The sequence below is a fragment of the Corynebacterium glaucum genome (assembly GCF_002287505.1).
GTDB classification, from domain to species: Bacteria; Actinomycetota; Actinomycetes; order Mycobacteriales; family Mycobacteriaceae; genus Corynebacterium; species Corynebacterium glaucum.
Genome location: NZ_CP019688.1, coordinates 1110938 through 1123794 on the forward strand (window position 1 = coordinate 1110938; position 12857 = coordinate 1123794).

Here is a 12857-nt window from a genome sequence, read left to right on the forward strand (position 1 = left end):
GGCAGCCATGCGACTTGCCACTTTGACATCCGGCGGCGACTGCCCGGGCCTGAATGCCGTAATCCGCGGGATTGTGCGCACGGCCAACACGGAGTACTCGTCCACAGTGGTGGGCTACCTGGACGGGTGGGTCGGCTTGATGGAAGATCGCCGAGTTGACCTGTACGACGACGCCTACATCGACTCCATCCTGTTGCGCGGCGGCACCATCTTAGGCACCGGCCGCCTCCACCCGGATAAGTTCAAAGCGGGCATCGACACGATTAAGGCGAACTTGGACGACGCCGGCATCGACGCGCTGATCGCCATCGGCGGCGAGGGCACGCTCAAGGGTGCCAAGTGGCTCTCCGACAACGGCATCCCGGTCGTCGGTGTGCCCAAGACCATCGACAACGACGTCGCGGCGACGGATTACACCTTCGGCTTCGATACCGCCGTTTCAGTCGCCACCGACGCCATCGATCGTCTCCATACCACCGCAGAATCCCACAACCGCATCCTCATCGTGGAGGTCATGGGCCGCCACGTCGGTTGGATCGCGCTGCACGCCGGCATGGCTGGAGGTGCGCACTACACGGTCATCCCGGAAGAGCCGTTCGACATCGCCGACATTTGCAAGGCGATGGAGCGCCGCTTCCAGATGGGGGAGAAGTACGGCATCATCGTCGTCGCCGAGGGCGCGATCCCTAAGGAAGGCACCATGGATGCCGGCCTGGGCGAAGAAGACGAGTTCGGCCATAAGACGTTTACCGGAATGGGCCAGATCATCGCCGACGAGATCAAGGAGCGCCTGGGCTACGACGTGCGCACCACCGTCCTCGGCCACATCCAGCGTGGCGGTACCCCGACTGCGTATGACCGCGTGCTGGCCACCCGCTACGGCGTGCATGCCGCACGCGCCGCGCACGAGGGCCACTTCGATACTTGTGTCGCGCTCCACGGCGAGGACATTGAGCTGGTCCCGCTCGAAACGGCCGTCGCGCATCTCAAGCAGGTCCCGGAGGGCCGTTACCAAACCGCGAAGAGCATGTTCGGCTAAATGCACGATCGCAATCTCGCGGACGCGCGGTTGTGGGTGGTTGGCATCAACCCGGGCGGGCGTTCAGAGGCCGTCGATGCCCCCTTTGCACACCCCGGCAACCGTTTCTGGCCAGCCATGTACGCAGCGGGCATAACCCCGTATCTTGTGGATGCCCGGAACGGCTTGTCTGTCGAAGATTCCGACATGCTCGCAGCTCAAGGCATCGGATTTACAAACCTTGCCGATCGTTTCACCGCGAAGGCGAGCGAGCTGTCCGACGATGAGCTCCGCCACGGGGGAGAGGCCCTCGTCCGCAAGGTTGAGCAATTCCAACCGGCAGGGCTCATGGTTGCAGGTATTGGAGCTTTTCGGATTGCTTTTCGACGGCCGCGTGCATCCCGTGGTCTCCAACCAGACCCAATCGGATCTGCGGAAGTCTGGGTCGTCGGAAATCCCAGTGGCTTGAATGCCCACGAAACGGTGGACTCACTCGCCGCAAGTTATCGCGAGGTCTACGAAGCCGTAATGGGGGATGATTGACCACCTGGCTTGATCCCGGTGTGTCCCTTCCGGTGATAAGCGGCAAGGTCACGGGTTAGCCTAGGCCCGCTCGCGCTCCGGCGGCTTTCAGCCTGCTATCCGCAATCGTCTTCTGTATTCGTGCTTTTCGAAACATATAAGGAACGGTTGCGCGGTTGCTCAATCAGCGAGGGTTGGGGCATGCCTCACTTTTCGGTGGATTTGAATTCATTGGGTTGGATGCCCGCTTAGTTCTCTGTGGCCCGGTTGGCTGGGTGGCAGCATTCGGCTTTGCCAAATCGTGATATGAACGTTATAAAAATTCTGTTAGTATGCAATGGTCGAACGTCGAAATCCGACCAAGGACTAACTCATGACTTCTGTGCATGCCCACGCGAAGGGGGGTTCCTCGATGGAGAACGATGAAACCATCTCGGGACCCCAAGAAGTCGGCCCAGACCGTGACGGAAACGAAAAGGAGCCAATCTACGGCACGTCGACAACTAAGATCCGCCGGGTCGCGCATCGCACCGTCCCTAAACGCAACGTTCGTCTCACTCTCTACATAACGCAAGCGGTGGACCTCACCGCCTTGCTTGTTTCCTGGTTTGCGGCTCGATTGATCTTGGGTGATTACTGGCCCAGCTGGGTTGTCACGCCCGACGCAACGCAAACAACGCGGGTCAGCATTATCTCGGCGGTGCCCTTTGTCGCCCTTTACGTGATCGCATTGTGGATCAACAAGTCCTACCGCTGGCACACGCGTCTGGATGTGCATCGCTCGACGCGTCTTGTAGTGCGATCGTGTGTGTACGCCGCGTCATTTCTTTTCGCCATCGGCGTGATGTTTCACGGTTACCTGTTGACCATCACGCTTCCGCTCGCTAGCTCGCTCGCCGTCGTCTTCCTTTTGATCGGACGAGGCATCTCCGCTGCGGTTTGTCGCCGGGTGCTGGAGCGCAACCCGGTCAAGCTTCTTGTGGTTGGCACAGCCTCCGGTGTTTCTCACGTGCTCGGTGATGACCTTGAAGCACGCTTCCCGTTGCACGAGATCGCAGGCGTGATGATCTCAGACGGGATCAACGCCCCGCTCCTACGAGAAGAAAAGGAGGTTCCAGTCACGACCTACTCCACCGTCGTTGATATCGCGGACAAGGTGCTTGACGGCGACTTTGATGCTGTCTGGCTCGCCAGCCTGGATGATCTGCGCGACCGGGATATCAGGAGAGTGATGTGGCTGCTGGAGGGGACCGACGTTCGCGTATACGTCGACCCGATGATCGGCGGCATCGAAGGGCACCGAGTTAAGCACGAGCGTGTGGGCACCCGCACCGCAATCCAGCTCAGGAAGCCGAAGTTCAATCGCGTTAACGGGTTCGTCAAGCGCGCAATGGACATCATCGGCTCGGCCGTTATTTTGACGCTGATTTCACCGATCCTGCTCATTACCGCGATCGCAATCAAGCTTGATGACGGCGGCCCGATCTTCTACAAAAGCACCCGCGTTGGTCTCCGCGGCGAGCCGTTCCAGATGTGGAAGTTCCGCAGCATGCGAGTCGATGCCGATCAAATTCGCGAGAAACTGGCGAAAGAGCAGGGGCAGAGTGCTTTCTTGTTCAAAATGAAAGATGACCCCCGTGTCACCCGTGTGGGCAAATTCATCCGCAAGACCTCCATCGACGAACTCCCGCAGTTCTTCAACACTTTCAATGGCACGATGAGCATCGTTGGCCCTCGTCCAGCGTTGGCGAACGAAGTTGACATGTATAGCCCCGATATGCGCATGCGCCTCGAGGTCAAACCGGGTATCACGGGCCTGTGGCAGGTCAACGGTCGATCTGACCTGAGTGCAGAGGAGGCAGAAAACCTGGATCTCTACTACGTCGACAACTGGACCATCTGGATGGATTTCACTATTTTCTTCAAGACCTTCAGCGCAGTGCTGCTTTCTCGAGGTGCGTACTAAAGAAATGGCGAAAGAGAACACTGATTCCGTTATCCGCGTCCTACATATCACCGAGGCGTTCGGCGGGGGAGCTCGAACCGCGATTCAAGGGTATGCGGCACTCGACATGTCGGTTGAGCATAATCTGTTGTGGAACGAGCGGCGCCAGATCAACGCGGCCACCGGTCCGGACGAAGGATTGTTTGTGTACACCGCTGCGCTCCCCGAAAGCCATGTCGCAGCATTGAAGACGGTGGTCGCTACCATCCGTGAATTGGAGCCAGACGTAGTACACGCACACTCGAGCTTTGCAGGGGTTTATGGGCGGCTTGCGGCAGCATTGACCCGCACCCCGGTGGTATACACTCCGCACGGTTTGTCGACCGAGCGCAAGGACATCTCCAAGTGGAAGCGCAAGGTTTTCCACACCGCAGAGCGGGCGCTGTCACCACTGACTACCGTTTTCGCTGGATGCTCCACCCATGAGGGTTCCTTGCTGAGAGAGTTGAATCCGCGCGTTCCCAACCAAGTCGTTCCAAATGCCTTGCCCGACGCTAAAGTGGCAGAGCTACCGCGCTGGGCCGATACCGAGCGAGCGTCTACCCCGACGCTGTGTTTTGTTGGTCGGATTACTTCGCCTCGCTACCCGGAGATGGCGTGTGAAATTGCCGAGGCGCTCGAACCTGAAGGAATCAGGTGCATCTGGGCGGGGGACGGCGAGCCGGAATTGCGGGAAATGGTAGAGAGTAGCGGCATCGAGGTATTAGGGTGGCTTGATCGCGAGGCGCTATTTGACAGAGTTGCTTCTTCACATGTGGCTGTCCATACTTCTCGTTGGGATGGTTTTCCTATGAGTGTGCTAGAGTTTCGTGCGATCGGTATCCCCACCGTCGTTTCCGACATTCCAGCTCTAGCCGAGTGCCCGGATGAGGCGAGGTTTGACAGCGCCACATCGGCAGTCAAGGCAATTCACACCGCGCTAGAGAACCCGGGATCTGTCGACTGGTCAACGGTTGAACAAACGTACACGGAAGAACAGCAGCGGGATTCGCTTCTGTCGGCTTACGAATCTGCGAGGAGAAGGCGCAAGCGGTAATGACTCTCGTAGACGTTGGCACGAAAGCTCCCGAGGATGTGAATCCGCAAGCGAAACATGCCGACGAGCAGCCAGCGACCAGGTGGGCGCAGTTCAAGCACCTGTTTTTCAAAGTCAAACAATTCCAATGGCCGCTGTGGGCCACGGTGTTGTGGGTGCTTTTCGGTACCGCGATCGCAGCATATATCTCCATTAACCGAGAATGGCTGCTCAGCAGCAACTTTGGAAACGACGCGGAGCTGATCCTCAAGTTTGCCCGCATGGAGACTGACGAGGGCGGATCCTATAGAACTATCGCCAACGTCTATACCGCTCTCGGTTTGGTAGAGAAGCCGATTGCGGCTGGATTGGTTGGCGTATTCATCGCTGCCGCCGGTGCAGCGTTCGCCCTTGTTCCCTCAAAAGGTCTAAGAGGAGTGTTTGCGCCTGTCGCGCTGTTTGGCTACCTGGTGCTATCCGGAGCGTTTGTCGGAACGTACACCAAGGAACTCATCGTTGTTTCAATCGTCGCCCTGATCTGCGTTCTTCTCTCCGCGCCAAGTCACTGGTCGGGTGACCTCCTCATCGTTGCCTCAATCATGTTGGTGGCAGGGACGTTCCGTCCATACTGGATTTTCTTGGCGATGGCCTACATCGCGCTCAGGATAGTGCCGCTGAAGCGGTTGACCGTGATTACCTTGCCGGCTCTCCTCATTGCTGGGAACCTCGCATGCTCGATCGCGATCTTTGTCTTGCTCGGCCAATCACCCGACTTCTTCCGAACCTCGGTGAATGTCGACCGCGGTGCCGCAGAGGCCGGGACAATGATTACCCGGTTCGTGGACGGTTCCGCTGAACCGTTTGCGGGTGCGCTGAACAACCTGCTGGTGATGCTAACGATGGTGTTTCCCGTTCCGATGCTGCTTCTCGGGAGCTTGTACTACCTTGTTAACACGGTTCTGTTCATTTCACTGTGGGGATTCGCTTTTCTGAGGTTGTTCTTGCGCAAGTTCGAACGCCCTGTGCTCGCACACCGGTTGATTGCGCTATTGTCCGGCTTCCTCGTCTCGCAGGGCCTGTTCGAGCCTGACTATGGTTCAGCGCTGCGCCACCTCACTCCATTCATCCCGCTCATCCTCGCGCTCTGGATGATCAACTTTGGGAATCCGAGAGAGCTGAAATCCAATGGGACGGATTTCGCGGTGCCGTCCTTCATTGTGCCAGGCGAAATGAAGGCGCTCGAGGCGGGCCCGTCGGCGACAAGTACCGAGCTGGGTACGACGGAAGAACTCGATCGCATTGCGCAGCCTTTGGCACTGCTGAACATGATCCGGCTTGCCGAGTTGGAACGTAGAGGTAACTCGGAAGCCGCCGCAGAAGTGGATCCCGTGCTGGTTACTGCGGTGGCTACCAAAGCACAGGAAGGCGCAGCGCAAGACGATAGAGAGGCTCAGCCCGCGAAGGGTGGATCCTCCAAGATCGAGCCGGACGACGCTGCTGCGACCGCGCCAGAGAAACCAAGTGGCGCTGTCGTACAGGAGACAACCGAGGTACCTGGCTCGCGGCCTGTCGAGGACGAGGTCGAGAGCAGGGGATCGTCGATAATCCCTCAGCCTGCTGACGAGAAAAGCGAACTTAAGGATAGTGAGGCCGCTGATGAAGAGACTGACATCGAAGCCGATGTGATTGTGGCTGAGCCGATCGAAGAAGTTGAGGTTGAGGCTGTCATTGAGGAGGACGAGGCCATCGCGATCGACGACCACGGGGCGCAACCGCAAAAGGCTGAGTTGGTGCGGCAAAGTCTCATGGTCTCTGGTGCCGCCACGACGGTCTCGAACCAGCTCGCACGGGCGATTAGTGCTGCGAAGGCGAATCTGCGACCAGACGTGCGCTGGGTTACCTCCCTGCCGCCGCTCATCGTTGAGACGGTGGAAGACCACCGAGGACGCGAGATTCGTTGAAGGGGCTGAAGGACCTGCAATCGCTGCGGTCGGTGAGCAGCGCGACGATTGGGCAGGGTCTAAATTTCCTCGCGATGCTTCTGCCTGTGTTCGCGCAGCGCGGCGACCAGCTTGCGTATCTCCTCGTTCCACTCTCGCTAGCTACGGTCTTGCATAAAGTTGGGTTCCTCTGCTTCAACGTGCGCTACCTGGGCATTCGGCGAGAGCAGGAGGGGATTGCGACCGCAACCTCTTTCTGGGGGCTAGTCGGGGCGACTGTTGTGATGTTGGCGTTAGCCGGAGTCATTGCGCTGTGGAGCTCCAGATGGGCGATCGTTGCTCTCGCAGCGAGTTTCCTCATCATCAGCCACGGCCTGTACTTCATGGCGGTGACCATCCTTATTGCGGAGAACAAGCTCGGCGCGTACGGGACTGGGCGTCTCATATACGGGGTGTTGAACATTGGGCTCACAGCAGCGGCGGTATACTTCGTTCCCAGCCGTGCAGGCTTGATCTACGTTGCTTTCGTGCTCACATCAGTTATTGGGGTGTGGATGCTGAGCCGAGCGGATAACAAAGTGCACGGCTTTGTGAGGAGCCATTCGCGTCAAGCCTTCGGCCCCGAGGGCATTGCGTATGTGAAGGAGAGCTCCCCAGTCGTGGGCTCCACGGTCGTGGCCGAGATGGGCTTTCAAATCAACGGGTTCTTCACCCCGCTGATGGGACACCTGCAAGAGATGTGGGCAATCGTGGTTCGCATTGCTGGCGGATTCGCCACCGTCGGCTCACAGGTTCTCGCGCCTGTCTTTGAGTCGAAGGTTTCTTTTGCTTTGCGGAATTCGCAGCTCGATGAAGCATTTGTCTGGGTGAAACGCAGCCAGTTGGCCGGCATCGGTTTCGCTTTGGCAACCGGGTTGTTCCAGACGCTGCTCATCTACGTGCTGTACGGTAGCGAGTACAGCTGGTTGATCATCGTGAGCGGCAGCCTCTATTCGGCAGCGTTCTTGTCCTCCACCGTGCCCGGGAAGATGCCGTTCCTCATGGGCCGGAATAAGACGATCTTGGTGTGGTCGCTGCTGCGCGTTGGCTGCCACATCCCTCTGTTCGCGATGCGCGACGAGAAGCTTTTCATCGCTGTATGCGCGGTGCAACTCATCTTTGCGATTTGGCTGATTGGCATCACGTATTTGCCGCCGAAGCGTTCCCAGGTTGATGCCGCAGCTCAGGTCTCCGAAGAAGAGGACGAGGCGGCCGAGCAGGTCACCGACGGAGTCTCTGGCTCGGCGCTTACTGCGCCTCCCGCCGGCACTCAAAGTCGGGCTGACGGCAACGGTGACGAGAATGCACCCACGAACTTGTCAGCGGCGTTGAAGGCTACACCAGCGCCAGAAGTGGTTTGGGAGAGAACTCTCCCGCCGTTTGCCACACGCGACGGGGTGAATGCTCCACAGAACCAGCGGCGCGACCGCAGGGACTGAACCTACTAACCCTCGCGGATGAGTTCAGCGAGCTGCGCCCACGTTTGCGAGGTGCGTAGCTGCTCTACTGCTGCAGCACTCAGGCCGTCGTAAATCTCCGGCTGCAGTACACTGCGCATCGCTTCAGCGACAGCCAAGGGGCTGGTCTCGGTGGCGACGGCACCGAGACCATCCGCTTGGCTTGGCAATGCGCCTACTGGTGTAACCACGCATGGAATGGCATTCGCTTTTGCCAAGGTTATCGGTCCAGACTGGCTCGCCGAGGTGTAAGGCAGGATCATCGCGTCGAAGCTGTTGACCAGCGAGTCGACTTCGTCTTCTGGGATCCAACGGATGTCCCATTCAGCCTGGTTCCCCAACGGCGAGACCTTGAGGTGTTCTTCTGGGCCGAACCCGATGATTCGCACTTGAAACTCAGGCACTTGCGGGTCTGAGCGAAGGATCTCTGCTGCCTGGAGAAGGAGTTCCACGCCCTTGTACTTCTGCAGCCGGCCAAACATCCCGAAAATGAACGGCCTGCCAGTGGGGAACTGGCGAGCAGGAACCCCATCTGTTCGGTGGCCAAACGGTGGGTGCGAACCGACGGTGATCTTTTTTTGCGACTGCTGTTTCAGTACCTCTCGCACTGCGGGAGAGAAAGTCGCGAGCCGGTCTGCGAACTTCAGTTCAATGATCCGTCCCAGGCGCTGCACAAAGTTGGATTCGCCGGGATGGTGCTCCCCATCGTGGATGCAGGCGACGTACTCCACCGAGCGGGGCACAAGCAGCGGCAGTGCCAGGGACTGGTATACGCTCTCCATCACGCCCACGACGCGCTTGACGTTGTGTGCACGGAGCCAGCGACGCATCCGGAGTGCGTTGAACGCCAAGCGGGGGAGTCCCAGGATGACTCCAAGGTTGGAGTTATATGTCGGAATCGCAATGGAAGGTACTGGCAAAGTCTCTAGCCGCGGTGCGATTTCGGCGTCCGGGTTGTAGCTCAGCAGGGTTGCCCCGGTGTTGAGAAGATCTCCCTCGATCAGTTCAAGAAGGAAGCGTGGACCGCCGCCGGTCCTTCCCCAATGCACCCAGCAAGTGCTCGCACTCGCGTCAAGTGCGGTTGTCTTGAGATCTGATAATTTCTGCACGGCAACATCATAGGTAGTCGTTGAAAACTCACCATAGTCGGGGTGGGGTCTTTGGTCTAGTGCTTTCGTCCTGGCTAGTGGAGGTGGGACCTTTACTTCGCGGGGACTGGGAGAAGTAGTCCGCGACTTGTGCGAACTCTATTGACAGGATCGCATTCTAGACGCGTAGGGGTGCCGTTTGCGTAGACATTTGCGGTGCCCTCCGGACTACTACTACGCGCCGGCGGCACGAACCCTGAAGCTTCCTGAAGGAGGTGTCCTAGCCGGCAAGTGTGCCGACCGGCTCTTGACGACGGCCGATCTTGCGTGAGCGGATATACAGCCAGATGACGAGAATCCATTGAAGCGCCGTGGCACCGACCAGTGCGAGGCCCTGGGCATCTGGGTTGAAAGATGCTACGAACGCGGGGAGGGCGTTGTATGCGGCGTGAACGGCATAGCCCAAAGCGAACCACGTCACTAGCTTCCTGACTCGCCAGCCAAGGTCTTTATCCGTGCGAGAAATAAAACATCCAATGCCCCATGCCAGGATGCCCGCATACATGCTGTGGCTGAATGGACAGGCCAACGCACGCCCGAGGTAACCCGTGAGGGCACCATCCACGTCCGAAGTAAGCGATTGGAGTGCGGTTTGGGTTATGTAGCTGATGTTTTCCATGATCGAGAATCCGCCACCGACAACAATTCCGAGCACGGTGGCCTCAATCGGCCTGCGGACCTTGACACACCCGATCGCTACAAACAACACCGCGAGCCCCTTCGCAGTTTCTTCCGCGGAAGGAGTCAGAAGCGCAGCTACCCACTCGGGCCAATCAAATGCGGACTGCAAAGACGAAATTGCCCCGTTTGAGGGGATCGCGATCCCGCCGGCCATTCCGGCGATGAGCCCCGCCCACCAGAACCAGCGGTTTGCTGGACGACCAGGATGGCGTCGCACAGCGAGCCAAATGAAGAGCGCCTGTAGCGCAGCCCAGGCGAGGGCCATGCCCCAGGCGGCGTTGCTTGCCGGCGCATGTGTCAGCGACCGAGTGCTGACAAAGAGCCCGACTGGTATGAAGACAATCAGGAAAATTCGCGCGAGGTTCTTAGCGGACATTGGCATCCTCCTGGCTGCGAATATCGTCGATGAGCGGTTGCGCCAGCGCGTCAGGATCACCACCGGCAAACGTGAAATACACGCTGGAGCTTTCTTCCTGGGGGACCGAGACTGCCACGAGCCGACCCTTCGGCCGATCAGCTCGCTTGAGGCGTGCGTCCCCGCCGAGGTCTTCCACGTCGCTGGTATCTGGTTCGCGGTCGAGAAGCTGCATGCGTACGTAGCGCGCCAACGCGAGATCCGGATCGTCGGTGGTTCCTCCGGACTTCGCCGTCACCACGGTTTCCCCGCATGTCCACCGCTGTACAGAGTCGTTGTAACTCGTGCGGCTGCGGCACACCAAGTCGCCGCCATCGCGTCCCGGCACCGTGATGCCCGCCAGCGAAACTGGTTTCTTTGCCGTTTCCCTGGCGACGTCATCGTCACCGGGATGACTGCGAGCGACGAGTATGGGAGCCCCCATTGCAACAGCTGCAAGGAGCACCGCGGCCACCAAAGTAACGAGTGTTGAGCGCTGCTCTTCAACCGGAATAACTCTATCAGCGTCAATAACATCTATAGGTGAAGTCACTCGGGTTATGCTAGGCCACCCCGAATCTCCCGGGCGTACCTGGTCCGAGTTTGAGAGAACCGGTCATCACTTACCTGGCGAGACCTGCGCTGCCGCGTCCCGACGGCCGATTGCACGGGAACGCCGGTAGAGCCAGATGAGAAGCATCCACTCCACAACCGTCACTGTGACCATTGCAATAAGGCCGGCGATTCCGGGGATTACGCGGGAAGCGTTGAACGTGCCATGGAGCGCTGTGGCGAGGAGAAACCAGACGGCGAAATGAGCCAGGCGCCAATCAAGTGGCTGGTCAGTGTGGCAGAGGAATACGCCGAGGCCCCATGCGGCTAAACCGGTATACACCGCGTGCGAGAAGGGGCCCAAGACGAAAAGCGCCGTCATTGTGCCCACCCCATTGAAATAGTCGGACTGCAGGTCCATTGATGCGGCAATCAACGAATTGTTGACGACTTCTGCGACGGTGAAGCCGGCACCGACTGCCATACCAACAACCGCGGCCTCTATCGGGCGGCGAATTGGGACGAGTGCCGCGATCAACGCGAAGACCGCGAGGAACTTCGCCGTTTCCTCTGGAAAGGAGGAAAATAGGCTCATCACCGCTTCCGGCAGGCTCGCTGCAGCTTGGAGGTAAGCGGTATTTGCCGGTGCAATTGCTACGGATATCCCCACCCCACCAAGAAAGCCGGCGGGCAGCCACCACGGATTCCCAGGGCGTCCCGGGTGCTTGCGCAACAGAAGTGAGACGACAGTGACAGCGACGATGACGAATCCTGCCAGGATGCCGGCGAACACAGAAGTCCAGGGCACCAGCGTGAGACGATAGACATACAGGGTGGCCAAACCGAGAATTGCAATCCCGCAAAGTGCCTGCGCCACGAGTTGCTTGCGCACTAGCGCACCTCCTCTTGCACGAATTGGTTGACGATCTCGCGGCCTCTGTCGTCGGCCGCGGCGACGTAGATAGTGATGTCACCGCGCTCGACAGCGGCAAGTGAGACTCCGTTGCGGTACAGCTCGTACACGTTAGGTGCGGGGTGCTCGAGCTCATTGGGGCTGACGGACTCCCCGCTGGTGATTTGCCAATAGAACCTCGCGACGGTCTTCGTCCGCTCCGCTTCAACATCTGCTGTGTAGTCGGTGCGTATCTCGATCGAAGTGTCATCGCAGTCCCACCTCCACCGGCCGGTCACGCCATCGCTGCTGTTCGCCGATTTCTGTGCGCACTGCAGAGGGGCCCCATTGGTGTCGCGCAGGGTGGCACCACCCGCAGAGACTTCGGTGAGTTCAGGTTCGGCATTGCTCGTTACCGCCTGAGCGACGAACGGGGCCGAGAGAATGAGTGTGCCGACGGCCACGATGGCGAGTGTGCCCGAGCGGGTGCCACTGTCAGAAAAGTCGGGGTACTTCATCATGAAGAGGATAGGATATACCGCTCAATCGCTCTCAAGCCGCCCGGACGGTGAAAACCTCGGCCGAAGAATTAGGGTAATTGCCCATGGATATTGATCGCGAGAACTTTTTCGCAGCCCCGACGCTGGCAAATGAATGGGTCACCCTCGAGCCACTTAGCGGCGAGCACGCGGATGCGCTCGCCGCCGCTGTCGGTGACCTTCACGAATTGTGGTATCAGGACCACATTCCGTCGATAAGCGAAGTCCCCGAGTACATCGAGCGACTGCTCGGGGAGGACAACCGCGTCGCGTGGACGATCGTCAACCCTGACGGCACCCCGGTCGGGGTGACAACGTACCTCCACCTCGACCCGGTAAATCGCAATCTCGAGATCGGCTCCACCTGGATCGGCGCCGACTTTCAGGGAGGTGCGCTCAATCCCGCAGCGAAGTTGCTCTTGTTGCAGCGCGCCTTCGAGGACCTTCGCTGCTTGCGAGTAGAAATTCGCACCCACTACATGAACCGCCAGTCGCGTGCGGCCATCGAAAAGGTCGGCGCGAAGCTTGACGGAGTGCTCCGGCGGCACAAGATCCTAAAGTCCGGCCTCGTGCGTGATACCTGCGTGTACTCCATCCTTGACACTGAGTGGCCCGAGGTGAAAACCGGCCTGCAGGCGCGACTAGACTGAACGCC

Annotated in this window: 12 protein-coding genes; 7 read left to right on the plus strand and 5 right to left on the minus strand. The window is 59.0% G+C overall.

What is annotated here, in order from left to right; all coding sequences use genetic code 11:
* Positions 1-7 precede the first annotated feature (7 nt).
* From CGLAU_RS05470 to CGLAU_RS05495, 6 genes are all read left to right on the plus strand, one after another.
* The gene (locus CGLAU_RS05470) at positions 8-1039 is read left to right on the plus strand and encodes a 6-phosphofructokinase (protein WP_095659815.1); all 1032 of its coding nucleotides are present in this window, start codon (positions 8-10) and stop codon (positions 1037-1039) included.
* On the plus strand, positions 1040-1561 hold the full coding sequence (locus CGLAU_RS05475) for a mismatch-specific DNA-glycosylase (protein WP_095659816.1): 522 nt from the start codon (positions 1040-1042) through the stop codon (positions 1559-1561).
* A 352-nt stretch (positions 1562-1913) separates the two neighbouring features.
* A complete protein-coding gene (locus CGLAU_RS05480) occupies positions 1914-3506 on the plus strand; it encodes a sugar transferase (protein ID WP_095659817.1) in 1593 nt (530 codons plus the stop codon).
* 4 nt (positions 3507-3510) lie between these two features.
* Entirely contained in the window at positions 3511-4581 is a 1071-nt protein-coding gene (locus tag CGLAU_RS05485) for a glycosyltransferase (protein WP_095659818.1), read from the plus strand.
* Positions 4581-6521: a prolipoprotein diacylglyceryl transferase gene (locus tag CGLAU_RS05490; RefSeq protein ID WP_095659819.1), complete on the plus strand. Its 1941-nt coding sequence runs from the start codon at positions 4581-4583 to the stop codon at positions 6519-6521. Before CGLAU_RS05485 ends, CGLAU_RS05490 begins: the two co-directional genes overlap by 1 nt.
* 74 nt (positions 6522-6595) lie before the next feature.
* The gene (locus CGLAU_RS05495) at positions 6596-7978 is read left to right on the plus strand and encodes a polysaccharide biosynthesis protein (RefSeq protein WP_157731276.1); all 1383 of its coding nucleotides are present in this window, start codon (positions 6596-6598) and stop codon (positions 7976-7978) included.
* Between the two features lie 5 nt (positions 7979-7983).
* Here the strand turns inward: CGLAU_RS05495 and CGLAU_RS05500 are convergent, their stop codons facing one another.
* The 5 genes from CGLAU_RS05500 to CGLAU_RS05520 form a co-directional block, all read right to left on the minus strand.
* Positions 7984-9045: a glycosyltransferase family 4 protein gene (locus CGLAU_RS05500; protein WP_095659821.1), complete on the minus strand. Its 1062-nt coding sequence runs from the start codon at positions 9043-9045 to the stop codon at positions 7984-7986.
* 319 nt (positions 9046-9364) lie between these two features.
* Entirely contained in the window at positions 9365-10201 is an 837-nt protein-coding gene (locus CGLAU_RS05505; RefSeq protein WP_157731277.1) for a PrsW family intramembrane metalloprotease, read from the minus strand.
* Positions 10191-10772 (minus strand): hypothetical protein, encoded by a 582-nt coding sequence (locus tag CGLAU_RS05510; RefSeq protein WP_157731278.1) that lies wholly within the window; start codon positions 10770-10772, stop codon positions 10191-10193. Before CGLAU_RS05510 ends, CGLAU_RS05505 begins: the two co-directional genes overlap by 11 nt.
* Before the next feature lie 66 nt (positions 10773-10838).
* Entirely contained in the window at positions 10839-11663 is an 825-nt protein-coding gene (locus tag CGLAU_RS05515; RefSeq protein WP_157731279.1) for a PrsW family intramembrane metalloprotease, read from the minus strand.
* Complete coding sequence (locus CGLAU_RS05520) at positions 11663-12184, minus strand: hypothetical protein (protein WP_095659825.1); 522 nt, start codon at positions 12182-12184, stop codon at positions 11663-11665. Before CGLAU_RS05520 ends, CGLAU_RS05515 begins: the two co-directional genes overlap by 1 nt.
* 83 nt (positions 12185-12267) lie before the next feature.
* Between CGLAU_RS05520 and CGLAU_RS05525 the strand changes: the two genes are divergently transcribed.
* Complete coding sequence (locus tag CGLAU_RS05525) at positions 12268-12852, plus strand: GNAT family N-acetyltransferase (protein ID WP_095659826.1); 585 nt, start codon at positions 12268-12270, stop codon at positions 12850-12852.
* The last annotated feature ends 5 nt before the right edge of the window (positions 12853-12857 follow it).

Bases quoted from the DNA above. Each gene is read 5' to 3' on its own strand.
- CGLAU_RS05470 (WP_095659815.1), top strand. From the start codon at position 8: ATGCGACTTGCCACTTTGACATCCGGCGGCGACTGCCCGGGCCTGAAT.
- CGLAU_RS05475 (WP_095659816.1), top strand. From the start codon at position 1,040: ATGCACGATCGCAATCTCGCGGACGCGCGGTTGTGGGTGGTTGGCATC.
- CGLAU_RS05480 (WP_095659817.1), top strand. From the start codon at position 1,914: ATGACTTCTGTGCATGCCCACGCGAAGGGGGGTTCCTCGATGGAGAAC.
- CGLAU_RS05485 (WP_095659818.1), top strand. From the start codon at position 3,511: ATGGCGAAAGAGAACACTGATTCCGTTATCCGCGTCCTACATATCACC.
- CGLAU_RS05490 (WP_095659819.1), top strand. From the start codon at position 4,581: ATGACTCTCGTAGACGTTGGCACGAAAGCTCCCGAGGATGTGAATCCG.
- CGLAU_RS05495 (WP_157731276.1), top strand. From the start codon at position 6,596: ATGCTTCTGCCTGTGTTCGCGCAGCGCGGCGACCAGCTTGCGTATCTC.
- CGLAU_RS05505 (WP_157731277.1), bottom strand. From the start codon at position 10,201: ATGTCCGCTAAGAACCTCGCGCGAATTTTCCTGATTGTCTTCATACCA.
- CGLAU_RS05520 (WP_095659825.1), bottom strand. From the start codon at position 12,184: ATGATGAAGTACCCCGACTTTTCTGACAGTGGCACCCGCTCGGGCACA.
- CGLAU_RS05525 (WP_095659826.1), top strand. From the start codon at position 12,268: ATGGATATTGATCGCGAGAACTTTTTCGCAGCCCCGACGCTGGCAAAT.